The sequence below is a fragment of the Actinomyces radicidentis genome (genome assembly GCF_001553565.1).
Taxonomy (GTDB): Bacteria; Actinomycetota; Actinomycetes; order Actinomycetales; family Actinomycetaceae; genus Actinomyces; species Actinomyces radicidentis.
Map to the genome: position 1 here is coordinate 761,779 of NZ_CP014228.1, position 18,592 is coordinate 780,370.

The window sequence follows — 18,592 nt, forward strand, 5'->3', positions numbered from 1 at the left end:
CGCGTTCTGGTCACGCGGGCCGCTCGGGCCTCACTGGAAGGCCAGGTTGACTCACTCGGACTGTCACTCGACAGCCCTGAGTGCTAACCGCAATGCTGGCACTCTCACCCCTTGAGTGCAAGGCGCTCAAGGCCGAGGCTCGGGCCTTCCACCGACGGCGAAGCCACCGACGGCGGAGCGCGTGACCGACGGTCCCGGCCCGCGGCGCCGATCCGCCGGGGCTCGTCCCGCGAGGCCGCGCGATGAAGGCCCCGCCGGAGAGGCTCAGCGGCAGGCGGCGAGCACGACGAGGGCGCAGGTCCAGGCCAGGGGCGCAGGGCCCGCGGGCGCGCCGGTCGCGGCGACCTTCTCCGGCAGTGCGCCGACGGCGGTGCGCGAGGCCGAGAGCCACGCGCGCAGCTGCTCCTCCTCCGAGTCCCACCCGAGGGCCTGCGCGGACCAGGCGACGAGCGCCGTCTCCGGCGTCCAGGACACGCCGTCGTCGCGCCAGGAGGAGCCCGGGGCCAGACCACCCGAGCCCCGGGCGAGCCGGGTGAGCAGGGCCGCGCGCGCCCCGAGGGCGCCCGCGAGGGGCTCGGTGAAGGGAGGGAGGACCCAGCACAGGGCGGCGTCGACGTCGTCGTCACCGGCGTGACGCCCCCAGCCGGGCGCGAAGACGCGCTCGACGGCGGCGCGGACCTCGCACACCCGTCGGGACAGGGCGTCGGACGCGACTGCGCCCCCGAGCAGGCCGGCGGCGGCGAGCCGCCCGGCAGCCTCGAGGCCGAGGAGGACGGGCGCCGCCGTGCCGAGCGTGAGGCGGTCCTCCTCGACCTCCCAGTAGTCGGGCGAGGGCGTCGGGAGGCGGTCGGCGCCGTCGGTGAGGGCCAGCAGGTGTGCGGTCGCCGTCGTGAGAGCCGCGCGCAGCTCAGCCCGCGGCGACGGCGCAGCCCCGTGCCCGCCGCCATCCCCCAGGAGCGCCCGTTCGGCGGCCCAGAGGAACCAGCCGGTGCCGTCGGTCTGGGGAGAGCGGGCGTCGGGGACGCCGCCGTCGGCCGTGTAGCGGGCCTGGAAGGAGCCGTCCGGACCGAGGAGCGCGGCGAGGCGGTCGAGGACGGTGAGCGCCTCCTCCCCCAGTCCCGCGGCGGCGAGGGCGGCCGCGGCGAAGGCGGCGTCGCGCGGCCAGGTGTAGCGCCAGATCCCGACGGTTCCGGCGAGGACGGAGCCCGTGGGGTAGTCGACGGCCGGTGCGCCGTCCTGGGCGAGGACGGGCGAGGTGAGGGCGAGGAGGTCGTCGAGGGCCCCGTCGGCGAGGTCCCGCCACGGCCCGTCGGGGAGCGCCGCGCCGGAGCGCCGGGCGCGCGCGGCCTCGACGAGGGACCGCCGCTCGGCGTCGGTCACGGCGACGGGGTCCGTGGCCGCCGTCGGGACGCGGCTGCCCGGCTCGTACACGACTCGGGAGCCCACGGCCAGGGCGCGCAGGACGCCGTCGGGGCCGACGGCGACGCCCTCGCTCAGGAGGAAGGGCGGCAGCCGGTGCCAGAGGGTGGCGAGGCGTGCGCCCGCGAGGGTCGCGGCGGAGACCCCGAGGACGAGGCCGGCGCCGCGCAGGAGGCCGCGCCGGGAGGGGAGCCCGGGCGCCGGGCTCACTCCTGGTAGTCGTCCCGCAGCACGACGACGATCGGGTTCGACTGCGCCTCTGCGGCGGACTCGACGACGTTCGTGACACCGAGGGTCTGGGCGATGGCCTGGGCCGTGGACTCGTCGTCGGGGGACGCGTAGTAGATGGTCGTGGCGGTCGGGTCGGTGAGGGAGTAGACGCCCTGGGAGACGGTGACGGCGGTGAAGCCGGCGTTGGTGAGCTTCTCGCCCGTGCGCGTACCGAGGCCCTGGGTGCTGGTGCCGTTGTGGACGGTGATGCCGGTGGTCATGTCGGCGTCGCCCGCGAGGGTGGCGCTCGCCGTCGCGGTCGGGGTGGCCGAGGCGGTCGACGCGGCGACCGCGGTGGTCGTCGTCTCGGTCGGCGAGCCGGAGCGGGAGCCGAGGAGGGAGACGGCGCCCCAGGCCAGGAGCGGCACGATGATGAGGACCGCGAGGAGGGGGAGCCAGCTCCGCCAGGCGGGGACGGGCTCTCGGTGGACGCCGATCGGGTCCGGGCCGTCGTCGGCCGGGGAGTCGAACTCGTCCTCGGGGTACTCGTAAGGGGTCACGCCGCGAGGATAGCGGGGCGGCGCGGCACGGCCGCCCAGGTCGGGCGCGACACCCCGGCGGGGCCGCGGGCTAGGCTCGGAGCGTGAGCGAGCCGAGGCCTCTGAGCGAGATCGTCGACCCGAGCTGGGCGAGCGCCCTGGCCCCGGTCGAGCCCACCATCCACGAGATCGGCGCCCGCCTGCGCGAGGAGGTCGCCGCCGGCCGCGGATACCTCCCGGCGGGCACGGACGTGCTGCGCGCCTTCACCTACCCGATGGACGAGGTCAAGGTCCTCATCGTCGGCCAGGACCCCTACCCGACGCCGGGTCACCCCATGGGCCTGTCCTTCTCCGTGCAGCCGGGCGTCAAGCCGCCGCGCAGCCTGGAGAACATCTACACCGAGCTCGTCGCGGACCTGGGCGTCGAGCGCCCGACGACCGGGGACCTCACGGCGTGGTCGCGCCAGGGCGTCATGCTCCTCAACAGGGTCCTCACGGTCCGCCCGGGTGCGCCGGCCTCGCACCGCGGCTGGGGCTGGGAGGCGGTGACGCAGCGGGCCATCGAGGCGCTCGTCGCGCGCGACCGCCCGCTCGTCGCGATCCTGTGGGGGCGGCCGGCGCAGTCCCTCACCCCGATGCTGGGCTCGACGCCGATCGTGGCCTCCCCGCACCCCTCGCCGCTGAGCGCCTCGCGGGGCTTCTTCGGCTCGCGGCCATTCAGCCGCGCCAACGATCTGCTCGTGGCGCAGGGCGCCGAGCCGGTCGACTGGCGCCTGCCGTGAGCGCGCCCGCGTCCTGACGCGCGGCGGCCCCGCACCTGCTCGGTGCGGGGCCGTCGTCGTGCTGCTCGGGGGCGTCAGCCCTCGGCACCGGGGACGGGCAGGCCGAGGTGCATGCGGTAGCCGGGGCCGATGTCGCCGGGCTCGGGGAGCTCCTCGGGGCGGTCGGGGCGCACGGAGGGGTCGGCGACCCAGCCGGTGACGGTGTCGACGCCGAGGTCCAGCCACATGGGGTGCATCGGCGTGGAGGGGCCGACCATGACGGTGCGGGCGCCGCCGTCGGCCGCGAGCGCGATGAGGCGCGGCGCGGTCTTGTTGACGAGGGAGGACGAGGAGATGAAGACCCAGTCGGCCTCGGGCAGGAGGAACTCGCAGGCGGTGTCGGGGAAGTCGCCGGCCTGGACGTCGCGCTCGAGGACCTCGAGCTCGCCGGCCTTCCACAGGGACTTGCGGGCGAAGGGGTAGTGGCCGATGACGGCGACCTTCTGCCCCTCGACGACGTCGTTGTAGGGCTCGAAGACCTCGCGCCATGTCAGGCCGGCACCGGTCTCCTCGAAGCCCTGCTCGGCGGCGACCTCGGCCTTGGAGTACCAGGAGTTGAGGGCGGCGAGGCCGACGCCGGCCTCGGCGAGGTTCCAGCTCTTGACGAGGGCGGCGACGTCCCGCAGCGGGCGGCCGGCGTCGGGGACGTCGGCGGACAGCGCGGGCCGCGAGCGCAGGTCCACGGTCCAGGCGGAGCCGACGCCGTCGGCGGAGTTGAGGACGCGGGTCCACCTGGGGCCGCGGTGGGAGGCGGTCACGGTGACGTCCTCGGGAAGGTCCTCGATGAGGGCGTCGTAGACGTCCCAGGCGCTGGTCACGGGTGGTCTCCTCGTTGGTGGTGGTGCTCGGGTCGGCCAGTCACCCTAACGGGGCTCGCGGGCGCGTCCACGGCCGGACCGCAGCGTGGACGGGTTGCGATCCAGCGACGACGGGCGGGGGCCCGCCGGGCGCTGTCGCCCCGGGGCGTCCCGGGGAAGGAGGGGCGCCCGCCGTCGCGACCTCTCGGTGCGAGGGCGGGCGTCCTCTCGTGGAGCCGCGTGCCGGGTTCGAACCGGCGACCTGCTGTTTACAAGACAGCTGCTCTACCAGCTGAGCTAACGCGGCGTGGGCGCGCTGAGCCTACAGGCTCCGCGCCCTGCTCCGGGCCCGAGGGCCGGGAGGGGTCACCGGGCGTCGGTGACGGCCGCGCTCGCCTCGGCGGAGGGGCTGGAGCCGGAGGAGGACGACGAGCCGCTGAGGGTGTCGGTCAGGCCCGTGGCGGTGCCGATCGTGGCGAGGTCGAGGGTCTTGCCGCCGAGGACCACCGTGGGGGTGCCGGTGAAGCCCTTGTCGGAGAAGGCCTCCGTGCCGGCGGTGGTCCACTCGCCGTAGGTGTTGCCGCTGATCGCCTCGGCGAACTTCGAGGTGACCGAGGAGGAGACACCGGCGTCCTGGGCGGTCGCGACGATGTTGTCGACCGTCATGAGGCTCGTGTCCTGCGACTGGTAGATCTTGTAGAAGAGGGCGAAGATCCGGTTGTGGAGGTCGAGGGCCTTGTCGGGCTCGTCGTCCAGGACGACGCCCATCGCGTTCATGACCTTGTCGGTCCAGTCCTGGCCGAGGATCTTGCAGGGGTGCAGGGCCAGGGTGATCTTCTTGTCGTTGAGGAGCGTCGTGATCTCGTCGGAGTGGAGGTCCTCGAAGGCCGCGCAGTAGTGGCACGAGTAGTCGAAGTAGACGTCGAGGACCTTGGCGCCGGAGTTGGTCGCGCCGGCCTCGGGGCCCGCGCCGTAGGTCCAGGAGCCGTCCTTGAGGACGAGCTTGGGGAAGCCGGCCTTGTTGGCCTTGCCCTGGGCGGTGGTGGAGCCGGAGGAGGAGTCGTCGTCGCGGGTCACGGCGTAGGCCACGCCGCCGGCGATGACGACGGCGCCGCCGGCGAGGAGCGAGCGGCGGGTGATCTTGTTGCGGCGGTCCTTGCGCTCCTGCTCCTCGCGCATGGCCTGCGCCTGGGCGCGCGCGGCGGCGCGGCGCTCGGCCTTGGTCGGACGAGGGTTGTTGGAAGCCACGGGTTCTCCTCGGGTCTGTCGGGGCGGACCCGGGCGGGGAGGACCCCGCGCACCCAGGTCCGTTGACGGTTCACGGACATTCTGCCCGTCGTCCGGAGCGAGGGACAGAGGACGCCCTGCGGAGTGGCTCACGCCGCAGCGTCCCGCGGGCCCGCCGTCGGAGGCCGCGCCGGGAGCGCTGCGCCGGCGCCGGACGGGGCGCTCAGCCCCAGGAGTAGAAGGGCTCGAGGGTGGCCGGCGGGAAGCGGCCCGCCATGACGAGCAGGACGATGACGCCGGTGACGCCGAGCAGGACGAGGGACAGGACGAGGCGCACGGCGCGGCTCGGCGCGATGAGCCCGACGAGCTTGGCGCCGCCGCGGCGGGTCGGCGCGCCCCAGGGGATGAACCAGGTGACGCCGAGGTAGATGGCGGTGAGGCCGGCGAGGAAGCCGGCGATCCGGTGGTACTCGGAGAGGTTCGCGGCCACGCGTGCCGGGGTGGAGCCGAAGCCGAGGACCTTCGCGCCGACGTAGAAGACGGCGACCGTGATGAGGAGGCTGACGACGACGGCGAAGGCGGTGGCGACCAGTGACCGCAGGAGGTACCAGGGAGCCGCCGCCCACATGCGGGAGTCGTCGCCGCGGCTGCGGCGGCCCTGCTGGAGGCGGTGCCAGCGGCGGGCGTCGTCCGCGCGGCCGACGGTGCCGGCCAGGACGATGGCGATGGTCGCAACGATGGCGACCCAGGCGGGCAGCCAGGCGCCGAGGGCCGAGAGGGCGAGGGCGAGGGCGACGACGACGCCGGGGTGGCGCCGCGGCTCCAGGGCCCAGTCCGGCAGGCCGGGGCGGCCGGCGCCCGGACCGGCGGGCAGCGGCTGGCAGACCGCGGCGGCCGCGCCCTGCTGCGGGCCGACGGCGCCGGTGGCGCCCTGGTAGCCGGCAGCGGGCTGGATCGCGCCCGTTCCGGGGCTGGTGGGCGCCCAGGCGGCCGAGGGCTGCGGGACGCCGGTCTGCTGGGAGGGCTGCGGGACCTGAGGGGCCTGGGCCCGGTGCGGGGCGAAGGCCGGCGGGACGGCGCCGTCGGGCAGTCCGCTGCCGGAGCCCTGGGAGCCGGTCCACGGGTCGCTCCAGGAGCCCCCGGTGGTGCCGTAGCCGCCCGTCCCGGGAGCGGCGGAGCCCGCCAAGGCGGCCGAGGAGCCGTAGGCGCCGCTCCCCGCGCTCGGCGCGGAGGCGCCGGACCCGTAGGAGCCGTAGGGGTCCGTGTACGAGCCCGTCGCGGTACCGGACTCGTCGACGTCGTCGGGATCGGGGCCGAGGAGCTCGTCGACGACGTCGGTGCCGTCCCCGCCGGCCGCGATGTCGTCGAGGACGGTGAGGAGGTCGGGGACACCGAGCCGGTCGGCGAGGTCGGGGGCGAGGGCGGCGGTGAAGGCGCGGGCGAGGGCCGGGCACTCGGTCTCGAGGCCGGCGGTCTCGGGGGTGCCCGCGTAGACGCGGCGGAAGACGGCCTGCCAGGGGCCGGTGCCGAAGGGCGCGCGGCCGGTGACGGCGAACAGGAGGACGCCGGCGCAGGCGTACCAGTCGACGTCGGCGGTCGGCTCCTCGCCGTCGAGCATCTCCGGCGGGATGAAGCCGGGGGTCCCGGTCACCTGGCCGGTCTGGGTGAGGCGGGTGTCGTCGGCGACCTGGGCGATACCGAAGTCGATGAGGACGGGGCCCTGCGCGCCGAGCATGACGTTGGAGGGCTTGAGGTCGCGGTGGATGACGCCGGCGGCGTGGACGGCGCGCAGCGCGTCGACGAGGCCGTGGGCGAGGTCGGCGAGGTCGCGGGCGTCGGTGACGAGGTCGTAGGCGCCCTCGTGGTCGACCTCGTGCTGGAGGGTGGGGCCGTCGACGAGCTCGGTGATGACGAAGGTGACGCCCGCGCCGTCGGCGCCGTCGCCGGTCTCGATGTCGAGGATCCGGGCCACGCGGGCGTCGCGGACGCGGGCGAGGACGCGGGCCTCGCGGTCCAGGCGGCGCCGCGCGACGGGGTCGGCGGCGATCTGGGGGTGGAGGATCTTCATGGCGACGCGGCGGCCGTCGGCGTCCTCGGCCTCCCAGACGACGCCCATGCCTCCGGCGCCGAGCCGGCGCAGGAGCCGGTAGCCCCCGACGACGGTGCCCGCGCGCAGCCCCGCTAGGGAGGCGGGCACGGCGGGCCTCTGGCCGGGGGTCTGCGTCATGCGGCCACAGTACCGGCGAGCCGTGGCCGGACCGTTGAGGTGACCGGTCTCACCAGCCGCCGGAGCATCCGGTTCTCTCGCAACCGTATCGCGATCGGGCTGCGTGTGAAATCATGGTCCTGCGCACGGCCCTCCCAGGCCGAGCACGTGTCAATGCGGACACGCATAGGCACCTTTCACTACGGATCGTCCGGCACGTACCTGCCGGTGAAGGGATACCAACCATGGCAACCGTGACCTTCGATCACGCCACCCGCATCTACCCGGGCAACGACCGCCCGTCCGTGGACGCGCTCAACCTCGAGATCGCCGACGGCGAGTTCCTCGTCCTCGTCGGCCCCTCCGGCTGCGGTAAGTCGACCTCCCTGCGCATGCTCGCGGGCCTCGAGGACGTCAACTCCGGCCGCATCCTCATCGGCGACAAGGACGTCACCGACGTCCAGCCCAAGGACCGTGACATCGCCATGGTCTTCCAGAACTACGCGCTGTACCCGCACATGAGCGTGCACGACAACATGGGCTTCGCGCTCAAGATCGCCGGCACCCCCAAGGACGAGATCGACCGCCGCGTCAAGGAGGCCGCGAAGATCCTCGGCCTCACCGAGTACCTCGACCGCAAGCCGAAGGCCCTCTCCGGTGGTCAGCGTCAGCGCGTCGCCATGGGCCGCGCCATCGTGCGCAAGCCGAAGGTCTTCCTCATGGACGAGCCGCTGTCCAACCTGGACGCCAAGCTCCGCGTCCAGACCCGCACGCAGATCGCCTCGCTGCAGCGCTCGCTCGGCGTCACCACGGTCTACGTCACCCACGACCAGACCGAGGCCCTCACCATGGGCGACCGCATCGCGGTCCTCAAGGACGGCGTCCTCCAGCAGGTCGGCACCCCGCGCGACATGTACGACAAGCCCGCCAACGACTTCGTCGCCGGCTTCATCGGCTCGCCGGCCATGAACCTGGGCCGCTTCTCGGTCGAGGGCTCCGACGCCACCATCGGCGCCGCCAAGATCGCCCTCTCCCGCGCCACCCTCGACGCCCTCAAGCCCGAGGACAACGGCAAGGTCACCATCGGCTTCCGCCCCGAGTCCCTCGAGGTCGTCTCCGAGAACGACGAGCACTCCATCCCGGTGCGCGTCTCCTTCGTCGAGGAGCTCGGCTCCGACGCGTACATCTACGGCGAGCTCGTCGGCGCGGACGCCTCCGACGAGAAGCTCGGCTCCGGTGAGGACTCGAGCCAGATCATCGTCCGCGTCCCCCCGCGCACCGCGCCGGCTCCGGGCGAGGCCATCCACGTCCGCATCAAGCCCGGCGAGGAGCACATCTTCTCCGCCTCCACCGGCGAGCGCCTCCCCGCCTGATCCCGGGAACGGCCCGCGCCAGGCGGCGCTGAGCGTCCGGAGCCCCCGCCCCTCCTTCCCGAGGGGCGGGGGCTCCTCCGTGTCCGGGGCGGCAGGCGGGGCGGCCGTGAGCCCTCCGACGGCGCGGGGGCGTCGCCGTGTCCCAGCACGATTCCTGCGATAATCACGCCATGCCCCAGTCCATGCAGATCACCGCGGCGACGATCGACCCGGCGCTCCTCGACCTGCCCTGGGAGACGCCGCTCGAGGACTGGCCGATGGACGTCCTCGCGGCCCTGCCCCGTGGTCTCTCCCGGCACATCGTGCGCTTCGTCAACCTCTCCGAGCGCGTCATCGCGGTCAAGGAGATCGGCGAGTCCGTCGCGCACCGCGAGTACGAGCTCCTGCGCGACCTCCAGCGCCTCGGCGCCCCCTGCGTCACCCCGACCGCCGTCGTCACCGGCCGCACGGACCTGAGCGGCGAGGAGCTCAACTGCGCACTCGTGACGGAGCACCTGTCCTACTCGCTGCCCTACCGCGCGCTCTTCAGCCAGTACATGCGGCCCGAGACGGCCACCCGTCTCATCGACGCCCTCGCCGTCCTCCTCGTGCGCCTGCACCTGCTCGGCTTCTACTGGGGCGACGTCTCACTGTCGAACACGCTCTTCCGCCGCGACGCGGGCGCCTTCGCCGCCTACCTCGTCGACGCCGAGACCGGCGAGCTCTATCCCGAGGGCGGACTCACCGAGGGCAAGCGCCTCTACGACATCGACGTCGCCCGCACGAACATCATCGGCGAGCTCATGGACCTCCAGGCCGGCGCGCTCCTCGAGCAGTCCGTCGACACGATCGAGGTCGGCGACCGGATCGTCTCGCGCTACACCGAGCTGTGGGACGTGCTCACGGCCCCGGAGGAGTTCAGCCTCGGTGAGCGGTGGCGCGTGCGCCGCCGCATCGAGCGCCTCAACGAGCTCGGCTTCGACGTCGGCGAGCTCAAGATGGAGACCCTCGCGGACGGCTCCGGCGCGCGGATGGTCATCCAGCCGAAGGTCGTCGACGCCGGCCACTACCACCGCCAGATCATGCGGCTCACGGGCCTCGACGTCGAGGAGCGCCAAGGTCAGCGCATGCTCAACGACCTCGAGGCCTTCCGCGCCACGACGGGCCGCGAGTCCCAGCCCCTCGAGCAGGTGGCCCACGTCTGGCTCGCGCAGGTGTTCGAGCCGACCCTCGAGGCCGTGCCCGTGGAGCTGCGCCGCAAGATCGAGCCCGCGGAGATCTTCCACGAGGTCCTCGAGCACCGCTGGTACATGTCCGAGGCCGCCGGCCACGACGTCACCATGGAGGCCGCGGTCGAGGACTACGTCCGCACGGTCCTGCCCGAGCACTGGGACGAGCAGTCCTACCTGTCGCTCGGCGACACGCAGGAGATGGCGGCGATCTTCGACGGCGAGGAGGGCGAGGACGAGGAGCCCCTCTCCGACGACGAGGAGTTCGCCGCCCGCGACGAGGAGACCGCCGGGCAGTACCAGCTCAACCCGATGGGCTTCACCGCCGGGATGAAGTTCAAGGGCGAGTAACCGGCGCCCTCACGAGCACGACCTCCCTGGACGAGCACGACGCCGTCGGCGCCCGCCTCGTCCAGGGAGGTCGTGCTCGTGGCTGAGTGAGGCTCAGCCCTCCGCGAGCTCTCGGTTGACGAGGGCCGTCTCCTCGTCCGCACGACGCCGCAGCTCTCGGTGCCGGGTCAGCGAGGCCAGGGACGCCTCGGTAATCGCGTCGATGACGAGGACGGCGCCGGTGGCGGCGAGGCCTCCGTGGACCTCGCCCTTGGCGTTGCGTCGGCGGACGGCGGCGCCGATGAGGGCCCCGCCGATGCCGGCCTCGACGACGGCGGCCGCGCGCACGACCCACGGGCGCTCGGTGACGGTCTGAACGTAGCCCTGGACGAAGCCGGAGCCCGGGGTCTCCGGGTCCTGCAGGAGCAGACCGACGGAGCGGCCGACGGCGTTGGACAGGCCGCGGGGCTCGTGGACGACGACGCCGGGGACCTCGGCGGGCGCGAGGCGACCCGTGAGGACGCCGTCGACCCACTCGGGCAGGCCGAGGGCGGTGACGAGGGCAGCGAGGCCCTCGGCCCCGGGCGTCGCGATGGCCGCGGCGGTGGCCTCCGGGTCGGCGCCGGGGACGGCCTCGGCGATGACGGAGGCGTCGGTGGAGTCGGTGAGGAGCTCCTCGACGAGGCTCGTGAGCGCCGGGCCCGGCTCGTCGACGCCGCCCCACACGTACTGCGAGCTCATGCCCCAGGAGAAGACGGCGTCGTCCTCGGTCTCCCCGGTGGGGATGGCGCGGACGGAGAGGTCGCCGTTGCTGGAGGCCAGGACGAGGGCCGGGAGGGACTCCTCGTCCCAGCCGAAGGTTCCGAGCTCGGCGCCTACCCCCGTGTACATGACGATGCGGCGGTCCAGGCCGGGCACGGTGGCCACGGCGAGCGGGCGCTCGAGGAGCGTCGCCTGCAGCGGCACCATGTAGGCGCTCAGCGGCGTGAGGACGACGGTGCGGGCGGCCGCGGAGCCGCCCGTGGGCACCTGCGGGAGCTCGACGTCGTCGGGCAGCGCGTCGAAGGAGGCCGGGCCGATGGTGACGTCGGCGGAGAGGGCGCGGGCGAGCCCCTCAGCGAGCTCGGAGACGCCAAGCCCGGGGACGACGCCGCCGCGCGACGGCGGGGTGACGGCGACGCGGCCCTCGGCGTCGGAGAGCAGCGTGAGGGACATGAGGTGCGCCGTGGACGGGTACCACTCCAGGCGGGCGACGACGGCGTTCTCGCGCAGGCGCGCGACGACGTCCTCGGGGCGCGTCCCGGGCGCGACGAGCACGCCCTCAGTGCGGTTCCAGCGCTGCGCGGGGTCCTGTGCCATGCGGGTGGCCTCCTCAAGTGTCATGACGCCTGCGCGGGGCAGGGCGTCGGATCCATTGTGTCAGCATCGGGCCCGGTCGGGAACGAGGCGGGGCGGCCGGAGCCCATCCGGTCGCGGGTGACGGCCCGAGCACGGGCGATCGTGCAGGTCCGGGAGCGCGCCCGGGCGGGCGCTCCCGGACCGCGACGCGAGGCGCGGGGCCACGGGACCGGCGCCGGGCGCGTCTCAGTCCTGGGACGCGGCGGCCGCCCGGCGCAGCCGGTCCACCTCGTACAGGCTGATGCCCGTGGCGACAGCCGCGTTGAGCGACTCGACGTCGCGCGAGATCGGGATCGAGGCGATGACGTCGCAGGTCTCGCGCACGAGGCGGGACAGGCCCGCACCCTCCGCCCCCGTGACGAGGACGAGGGGCGCGTCCGCCACGGTGAGGTTCTCGACGTCGGTGTCGCCACCGCCGTCGAGGCCGACGACGAAGCAGCCCTCCTTCTTGAGGGCCTCGAGGGTGCGCACGAGGTTGGTCTCGCGCGCCACGGGCACGCGGGCGGCCGCGCCGGCGGAGACCTTCCAGACGGTGGCGTTGACGCCGACGCTGCGGCGCTCGGGGATGATGACGCCGTCGGCGCCGAAGGCCCCGGCGGAGCGCAGGACGGCCCCGAGGTTGTGGGGGTCGGTCACCTGGTCGAGGGCGACGAGCAGCGGGGTGCGGCCGCGCAGGCGGGCGCGCTCGAGGAGGTCGGCGGCCTCGGCGTACTCGTAGGCGGGCACCTCGATGGCGACGCCCTGGTGGACGGCGCCCTCGGTGAGGGCCTCGAGGTCGAGCTTCGTGGTCTCCAGGACCGGGGCGCCCAGGAGCGCGGCGCGGCGCACGACGGCGCCGAGGCGGTCGTCGGACTCGGCGGAGACGGCCATGAAGACGCGCTCGATGGGGACGCCGGAGCGGGCGGCCTCGGCGACGGCGTTGCGGCCGCAGACGATCTCGTGGCCGGCGGGCACCTGGAAGCGGCGGCGGATCTTCTCCAGCTGCTTGGCGCGGGTGGGCTGGGCGGCGCGGGCCTCGGCACGGGCCCTCGCCCGGGCCTTGGGGTGGCCGACGCGGTCCTCGGCCTTCGGCGTCGGGCCGCGGCCCTCGAGGCCCTGGCGGCGGTTGCCGCCGGAGCCCTTCGTGGCGCCCTTCTTGGTGCCGGGGCGGCGCTTCGCGCCGGGGTACTGCTCGTTACCGGGCAAGGGGGTGGTCCTTTCTGAGCCGTCAGGCGAGGTGCCAGCGGGCACCGGTGGCGGAGTCCTCGACGACGACGCCGGCCGCGGTGAGCTGGTCGCGCAGCGCGTCGGCGCGGGCCCAGTCCTTGGCGGCGCGCGCCTGGGCGCGCTCGTCGATGAGGGCGGAGACGAGGTGGTCGAGGGCCTCGAGGGCTGCGTCGTCGGAGGCGCCGGCGCCCGCTCCGATGACGCGGGAGCGCCAGGGCTCGGCGAGCGGGTCGAGCCCGAGGACGTCGAGCTGGGCGCGCAGGTCGAGCGCGAGCTCGGCGGAGGCGGCGGCGTCGGGGGCCGCCAGGGCGGTGTTGAGGCGCTTAAGGGTCGCGTGGACGACGGCCATGGCGCCGGCGAGGTTGAGGTCGTCGTCCATGGCGGAGGAGTACTCCTCCGGCAGGGCGCGGGCGCGGACCTCCTCGGAGGGGGCGTCGACGGGGTTCGGCTCGGAGCCGTCGTCGGCGAGCTCGAGGGCGCGGGTGACGGCGCCGGAGAGGCGGTCCCACAGACCGGCGGCGTCGGCGAGGGTCTCCTCGGAGAACTCGACGGTGGAGCGGTGGTGGACGGTGCCGAGCGCGAGGCGCAGGACGGGGGCGTCGTAGCGCCTGAGGAGCTCGGCGACGACGAGCGAGTTGCCGAGCGACTTGCTCATCTTCTCGCCCTTGATGGTGACCCAGGCGTTGTGGACCCAGTGCTGGGCGAAGCCCCAGCCGGCGCCGTGGGACTGGGCCTGCTCGTTCTCGTGGTGCGGGAAGCGCAGGTCGATGCCGCCGCCGTGGATGTCGAAGGACTCGCCGAGGAAGCGGCGGGACATGGCGGAGCACTCGAGGTGCCATCCGGGGCGTCCGCGTCCCCAGGGGGTGTCCCACGCGGCGTCCTCGGGCTCGGTGGGCTTGGCGGCCTTCCAGAGGGCGAAGTCGCGGGGGTCGCGCTTGTCCGCCTCAACCTCGTCGTCGATCTGGGACTCGTCCTCGGTGGTGGCGAGGTCGTCGACGCGCTGGTTGGTGAGCGAGCCGTAGTCCGGCAGGCTGCGGACGTCGAAGTAGACGTTGCCGGCGTCGCCGACGTAGGCGTGGCCGGCGTCGAGGAGTCGCTGGACGAGGGCGATCATCTCGGGGATCTGGCCCGTGGCGCGCGGCTCGTAGGTGGGAGCGGTGACGCCGAGGGCGCGGTAGGCGGCGTCGAACTCGCGCTCGAAGCGCTGCGCCCAGGCCCACCAGGCCCAGCCGGCCTCGGCGGACTTGGTGAGGATCTTGTCATCGATGTCGGTGACGTTGCGGACGAGGACGACCTTCTGGCCGGAGCGCTCGAGCCAGCGGCGCAGGACGTCGAAGGCGATGCCGGAGCGCATGTGGCCGATGTGCGGGGAGCCCTGGACGGTGGCGCCGCAGAGGTAGATCGCGACCGTTCCGGGGGTGACGGTCGGCGCCAGGGGGACGACGGCGCGCGCGGCGGAGTCGTACAGGCGCAGGGTGGGCTCGGCGGCGGGGGTCTCAGTGCTCACGAGGGCAGCCTATCCGCTGGGGCAAGCCGCCCCTCCCGCCGAGATCGGGACGTCCTGACCTCGAGATCGGGACGTCCTGACCGTGAGCTCGGTCGCACGGCGCGCTGTGCTCGGTCGCGCCGGTCCCGCCGGCCGCCGTTCCTAGGGTGTTCACAGGGTCCATCCGGGTGCTCTCCCAGGGTCGACCGGTTACATGGTTCCTGCCGCCGGACGGAACGGGCAGCGAGGGTTGGGGAACCCGATGACCTGCTGGTTCCGAGAGCCGCTCGGGTCCTAGGGAGCCCGGGCGCCTCGCTCCGACGAAGGAGGCAGGTTCCTCCCGGGTCTTATGGGAGCCCGGGGAACGCGAATCGCCTCGACGACGAAGGCCCTCGGGCCGGGAGAGACAACCCGGCCCGAGGGCCCGTCCTCGTTCATGAGCCCGACGCACCGGGCATGATGGGGGCGTGAGCACGCAGCAGGTCCCGGGAGCCCCGACGCCGTCGGCCTCCTTCTGCCCGCTGCACGACGCCGGCACCTGCCCCTCCTGCCCGCACATGGACCTGCCGCTCGCCGACCAGCTCGTCCGGAAGCAGGCGCGCGTCGACGCCCTCCTCACCGACGGTGCGAACCCCGTGCCCGCGAGCGCCTGGGAGGCGCCGCAGGCCTCGGCCCCGGCCCGCTTCCGCAATAAGGCCAAGATGGCCGTCTCGGGCACGGTCGACGCGCCCGTCCTCGGCCTCGCCGACGCCCACGGCCTCAGCGTCGACCTGCGCACCTGCCCGCTCCACGTCCCCGCCGTCGAGGAGGCGCTGCCCGTCCTCGCCCGCCTCATCTCCCGCCTGCGCCTCAGGCCCTACGACATCGCGGCCGACACGGGAGACCTCAAGCACGTCCTCGTCACGGCCTCCCCCGACGGCGACCTCATGGTCCGCCTCGTGTGCCGCACCGCCGACCGCGTCCCGGACGTCCGCGCCGCGCTCCCCCGCCTGCGCGGCGAGCTGCCGGGCCTCGCCGTCGTCAGCGTCAACGTGCAGCCCGTCCACCAGGCCGTCCTCGAGGGGCCCGAGGAGCACGTCCTCACCGACGCCGTCCTCGGCCTCGCCGACAGGCTGCTCATGCGCCTGTCCCTGCCCGCCACGGAGCACGGGCCGGAACGCGAGCTGCCGCTCCTCCTGCCGACGCGCTCCTTCTTCCAGACGAACACCGCGGTCGCCGAGTCGCTCTACGCGACGGCGGCGGAGTGGGCGCACGACCTCACCGCCCCCGGGGGCGCCGCCGACGCCGGCGGACGCCCGACCGAGGTCTGGGACCTGTTCTGCGGTGTGGGCGGCTTCGGGCTGGCCCTGACGGGCCCGGGCCGGCGGGTTCGCGGCGTCGAGGTCTCCGCACCCGCGATCGACGGCGCGCGCGAGGCGGCACGGCTCATGGGGCTCCCCGAGGAGGCGGCCTCCTTCGAGGCGGGTGACGCGCGCGTGCTCGACCCGGCGTCGGGCGCCGTCCCGGACCTGCTCGTCGTCAACCCGCCGCGGCGCGGGATCGGCGCCGACCTCGCGGCCCGGATCGAGGCGTCGGGGGCGCCGCGCGTCCTCTACTCCTCGTGCAACCCGGTGAGCCTCTCGAAGGACCTGGCCCGGATGCCCGCGCTGCGGGTGCGTCGGGCGCGGCTCTTCGACATGTTCCCCCACACGGACCACGCCGAGGTACTCGTCGAGCTGGTGCGCTGACCGCCCGCGTCTCAGAGCCCAACGGACTCCAGCCAGTCGGAGATGACGCGCTGACCGGCGGGGACGAGCTCCTCGCCGAGGCGGGCCGTGTCCTCGCGGATGGTGCGCGGGTCGATACCGTTCCCGGTGAGCTCGCCGACGTTGGCGATGAGCCACCGCTCGATGAGAGCGGGGTCGGCCTCGATGTGGAACTGGAGACCGAGACCAGCACCGACCGCGAAGGCCTGGACCGGCGTCGTCGGGCTCGAGGCGAGGACCTCGGGCGCGGGCGCGGTGCCGTTCGGCTCCGGCAGGAGGACGCGGTCGCCGTGCCAGTGGAGGACGGGCAGGCCATCGATCGGGGCGAGCAGGCCCTCGCGGCCGGCGAGGCTGAGGGAGACGGGGCCCCAGCCGATCTCGGGGGCGCCGGGCTCCACTCCCCCGCCGATCGCCGTGGCGATGACCTGGGCGCCGAGGCAGACGCCCAGGACCGGGCGGCCGAGCGCGAGGCGGCGTCGAACGGCGGAGATCTCGCCGCCGAGGTAGGGGTAGAGGTCGGTCTGGCCGACGCCGATGGGGCCGCCGAGGACGACGAGGAGGTCGACGTCGTCGCTGATCCCGCCCGCGGAGGCCGGCGCGAGGTCGGCGGTCGGGTCAACGCCGGCGTCCCAGTAGGTGACGTCGAGGCCGTGCTCGGCGAGGACGGGGGCGGCGAGGCCGAGGTCCTCGGAGCCGACGTGGCGGATGGCGAGGGCACGCCGTGCGGGCGCAGGGCGTGCGGCGCCCGCAGTACTGCCAGTGCCATCAGCGGACATGAGGAACCTCCCGTGAACGTCGCCCTCAGGCTACGACCACGGGCTGTTTCAGCGTCTTGACGCCCTCGCGGACCTGGTTGGTGCCACGATCTGCATGAATGCGGATCGACGAGCCACGACGACGGCGCGCGGCCCGCGCGATCTCGACGTCCTGCGCCGCTCGCGCACTGCGGCAGGGCCCGTTCCATGCGGATCGTGACACCGTCGCTCCCACCCTGCTCCCGGAGCCGAGTGGGACGGACAGGATGTCCCGATCTCGAGGTCAGGATGTCCCGATCTCGCGGGAGGGCGGCCTTCCTAGGGCGGGCAGCGGAGCGCGGGGGCCGGACGCGAGGCTCAGGCGAGCTCGGCGAGGGCCTTGCGGACCTCGGCGAGGCGGGCGTCGATCTCCTCGGCCTCGTAGGGGATCTCGAGGTCGCGGATCGCGCCGGCGAGGTCGGCGAGGTCGCGGGCCTCGGTGAAGCCGTCGCGCACGAGCGAGCGGCCCGTGCGCACGGAGATCTCGTTCTCCGCGCCGGCCTCCGAGGCCGTGGCGAGGAGGTCCATGAGCGGGTGGTGCGTGGCCGTGAGGGAGCGGGCGACGACGTCGAGCTCCCCGCCGACGAGCTCGGCGCGGGCGCGGAAGAGGGCGAGGCGCTCGGAGAGCCAGCCGGCGCCCTCGTGCAGGGCGCTCACGAGCTCGCCGAGCGAGCCGACGGCGTCGTTGGCGGCGAGGTCGTCCTCACCGTCGAGGACCTGGAGGGCGAAGAAGCCGGCCGCGAGGTTGTGCAGGCGCAGCAGCGCGATGGCGAAGCGGACGGAGTCGACGTCGCCGCGCAGCTCCTCGACCTGCCCGGCGAGCGGGTGGAGCTGCTCGACGCACTCCAGGACGAGGGCGTCGACCTCCTCGTAGCGGGCGCGGACGTCGTCGAGGAGCTCGCCCTGGCCGGCGATGCGCTCGACGTCGCCGTCGACGCCGCGCAGCGCCTCGCGCAGCTGGCCGAGGCGGCCGGAGAGGGCGTCGATCTCGACGGCGCGCCTGCCGAGGAGCGTGACGAGACGGCTGCACTCGTCGAGGAGGGAGACGAGGCCGGAGGTGGACTCCTGGATGGCCTTCATCTCGGACAGGACGCGGGCCACGGGCCCCTCGGCGTCGGAGCGCTCGGGGATGTCGACGCCGGCGGCGACGAGGGCGGCGACCTCCGCGGGCAGGGCCTGGCGGGTGAAGTCGACGGCGTCCTTGTAGCCGAGGGCGCGCAGCTCCTCCAGGAGGGCGGCCTCGCCGGCGGCGGCGACCTCGCGGCGGGTGGAGCCGGTCTCGGCCGACTGCTCCTCGACCGCGCGGACACGGGCGTAAGCGGCCTCGATGGTGGCGCGCAGCTCCGTGTTCTGGGGCAGGGTGCGCACGGAGAGGTAGCCGTCGCCCGATGGGACGATGGTGGCGAAGACGCGGTAGTAGCCGCCGTCCTTGGCGCGGTTGGTGATGTAGGCGCTGGCGGCCTGGCCGGACTCGATGGCCTCCCAGATGGAGCGGTAGACGCCGGCCGGCATGCTGGGGTGGCGCACGACGTTGTGGGCGCGGCCCACGAGGGAGCCCCGCGGGTAGCCGGACAGGCGCATGAAGGTCGAGTTGGCTCGGCGGATGCGGCCCTGGGCGTCGGTCGTGGAGAAGAAGAGCTCCTCCGCTGCGTAGGTGTGCTCCTCGCCGGGCAGGGCGGTGTCCTTCGGGGCGGTGGCGGGCGTGTCGGTCATGGTGGCCTTCCTGGACGACGGCGGTGGCGACGGGGCGGCGCAGCGGGCGGCGCGGGCGACGACGGCGGTGCCGCGGCCCGCTCCGACGCGCCCGCGGGAGAGCCCCGGCAGAACGTTGGA

The 18,592-nt window shown here is 74.3% G+C and carries 14 protein-coding genes and 1 tRNA gene; 4 read left to right on the plus strand and 11 right to left on the minus strand.

The features are described 5' to 3' along the window. Positions 1-264: 264 nt before the first annotated feature. A complete protein-coding gene (locus AXF14_RS03240) occupies positions 265-1,629 on the minus strand; it encodes a hypothetical protein (protein ID WP_067940802.1) in 1,365 nt (454 codons plus the stop codon). Beyond that, positions 1,626-2,189, minus strand: coding sequence for a LytR C-terminal domain-containing protein (locus tag AXF14_RS03245; RefSeq protein WP_067940803.1), 564 nt, complete (start codon positions 2,187-2,189; stop codon positions 1,626-1,628). Before AXF14_RS03245 ends, AXF14_RS03240 begins: the two co-directional genes overlap by 4 nt. A gap of 83 nt (positions 2,190-2,272) precedes the next feature. Here AXF14_RS03245 and AXF14_RS03250 point away from each other — a divergent pair, with 83 nt between their 5' ends. Further along, positions 2,273-2,950 (plus strand): uracil-DNA glycosylase, encoded by a 678-nt coding sequence (locus AXF14_RS03250; RefSeq protein WP_067940805.1) that lies wholly within the window; start codon positions 2,273-2,275, stop codon positions 2,948-2,950. A gap of 74 nt (positions 2,951-3,024) precedes the next feature. Here the strand turns inward: AXF14_RS03250 and AXF14_RS03255 are convergent, their stop codons facing one another. The 4 genes from AXF14_RS03255 to AXF14_RS03270 form a co-directional block, all read right to left on the minus strand. Next, entirely contained in the window at positions 3,025-3,807 is a 783-nt protein-coding gene (locus tag AXF14_RS03255) for a DUF364 domain-containing protein (protein WP_067940807.1), read from the minus strand. Between the two features lie 210 nt (positions 3,808-4,017). Then, a tRNA-Thr gene (locus tag AXF14_RS03260) sits at positions 4,018-4,093 on the minus strand. Between the two features lie 59 nt (positions 4,094-4,152). After that, positions 4,153-5,034: a DsbA family protein gene (locus AXF14_RS03265; RefSeq protein WP_236755914.1), complete on the minus strand. Its 882-nt coding sequence runs from the start codon at positions 5,032-5,034 to the stop codon at positions 4,153-4,155. Positions 5,035-5,236: 202 nt separating this feature from the next. Then, positions 5,237-7,240, minus strand: coding sequence for a serine/threonine-protein kinase (locus tag AXF14_RS03270; protein ID WP_067940809.1), 2,004 nt, complete (start codon positions 7,238-7,240; stop codon positions 5,237-5,239). Positions 7,241-7,464: 224 nt separating this feature from the next. On the opposite strand from AXF14_RS03270, the gene AXF14_RS03275 reads away from it, so the two are divergent. Both AXF14_RS03275 and AXF14_RS03280 read left to right on the plus strand, forming a co-directional pair. Further along, complete coding sequence (locus AXF14_RS03275) at positions 7,465-8,592, plus strand: ABC transporter ATP-binding protein (protein WP_067940811.1); 1,128 nt, start codon at positions 7,465-7,467, stop codon at positions 8,590-8,592. A gap of 170 nt (positions 8,593-8,762) precedes the next feature. After that, a complete protein-coding gene (locus AXF14_RS03280; RefSeq protein WP_067940814.1) occupies positions 8,763-10,151 on the plus strand; it encodes a DUF4032 domain-containing protein in 1,389 nt (462 codons plus the stop codon). A 93-nt stretch (positions 10,152-10,244) separates the two neighbouring features. On the opposite strand, the gene AXF14_RS03285 is transcribed toward AXF14_RS03280, so the two are convergent. The 3 genes from AXF14_RS03285 to cysS form a co-directional block, all read right to left on the minus strand. After that, the gene (locus AXF14_RS03285; RefSeq protein WP_067940815.1) at positions 10,245-11,489 is read right to left on the minus strand and encodes a hypothetical protein; all 1,245 of its coding nucleotides are present in this window, start codon (positions 11,487-11,489) and stop codon (positions 10,245-10,247) included. Between the two features lie 225 nt (positions 11,490-11,714). Next, entirely contained in the window at positions 11,715-12,713 is a 999-nt protein-coding gene (rlmB, locus tag AXF14_RS03290) for a 23S rRNA (guanosine(2251)-2'-O)-methyltransferase RlmB (protein WP_067940818.1), read from the minus strand. A 22-nt stretch (positions 12,714-12,735) separates the two neighbouring features. Then, positions 12,736-14,241, minus strand: a complete 1,506-nt coding sequence (cysS, locus tag AXF14_RS03295; RefSeq protein ID WP_067940819.1) for a cysteine--tRNA ligase — start codon at positions 14,239-14,241, stop codon at positions 12,736-12,738. Between the two features lie 536 nt (positions 14,242-14,777). On the opposite strand from cysS, the gene AXF14_RS03300 reads away from it, so the two are divergent. Next, the gene (locus AXF14_RS03300) at positions 14,778-15,947 is read left to right on the plus strand and encodes a methyltransferase domain-containing protein (RefSeq protein WP_084355614.1); all 1,170 of its coding nucleotides are present in this window, start codon (positions 14,778-14,780) and stop codon (positions 15,945-15,947) included. 11 nt (positions 15,948-15,958) lie between these two features. Here the strand turns inward: AXF14_RS03300 and AXF14_RS03305 are convergent, their stop codons facing one another. Further along, positions 15,959-16,741 (minus strand): glutamine amidotransferase-related protein, encoded by a 783-nt coding sequence (locus AXF14_RS03305; RefSeq protein ID WP_067940823.1) that lies wholly within the window; start codon positions 16,739-16,741, stop codon positions 15,959-15,961. Positions 16,742-17,077: 336 nt separating this feature from the next. Next, positions 17,078-18,472 (minus strand): PAS domain-containing protein, encoded by a 1,395-nt coding sequence (locus tag AXF14_RS03310; protein WP_067940825.1) that lies wholly within the window; start codon positions 18,470-18,472, stop codon positions 17,078-17,080. Between the last annotated feature and the right edge of the window lie 120 nt (positions 18,473-18,592).

What these genes read in the sequence shown, in the direction of transcription:
- AXF14_RS03305 (WP_067940823.1), bottom strand. Translation starts at nt 16,741, where the DNA reads ATGTCCGCTGATGGCACTGGCAGTACTGCGGGCGCCGCACGCCCTGCG.
- AXF14_RS03280 (WP_067940814.1), top strand. Translation starts at nt 8,763, where the DNA reads ATGCCCCAGTCCATGCAGATCACCGCGGCGACGATCGACCCGGCGCTC.
- AXF14_RS03310 (WP_067940825.1), bottom strand. Translation starts at nt 18,472, where the DNA reads ATGACCGACACGCCCGCCACCGCCCCGAAGGACACCGCCCTGCCCGGC.
- AXF14_RS03285 (WP_067940815.1), bottom strand. Translation starts at nt 11,489, where the DNA reads ATGGCACAGGACCCCGCGCAGCGCTGGAACCGCACTGAGGGCGTGCTC.
- AXF14_RS03300 (WP_084355614.1), top strand. Translation starts at nt 14,778, where the DNA reads ATGGACCTGCCGCTCGCCGACCAGCTCGTCCGGAAGCAGGCGCGCGTC.
- AXF14_RS03270 (WP_067940809.1), bottom strand. Translation starts at nt 7,240, where the DNA reads ATGACGCAGACCCCCGGCCAGAGGCCCGCCGTGCCCGCCTCCCTAGCG.
- AXF14_RS03275 (WP_067940811.1), top strand. Translation starts at nt 7,465, where the DNA reads ATGGCAACCGTGACCTTCGATCACGCCACCCGCATCTACCCGGGCAAC.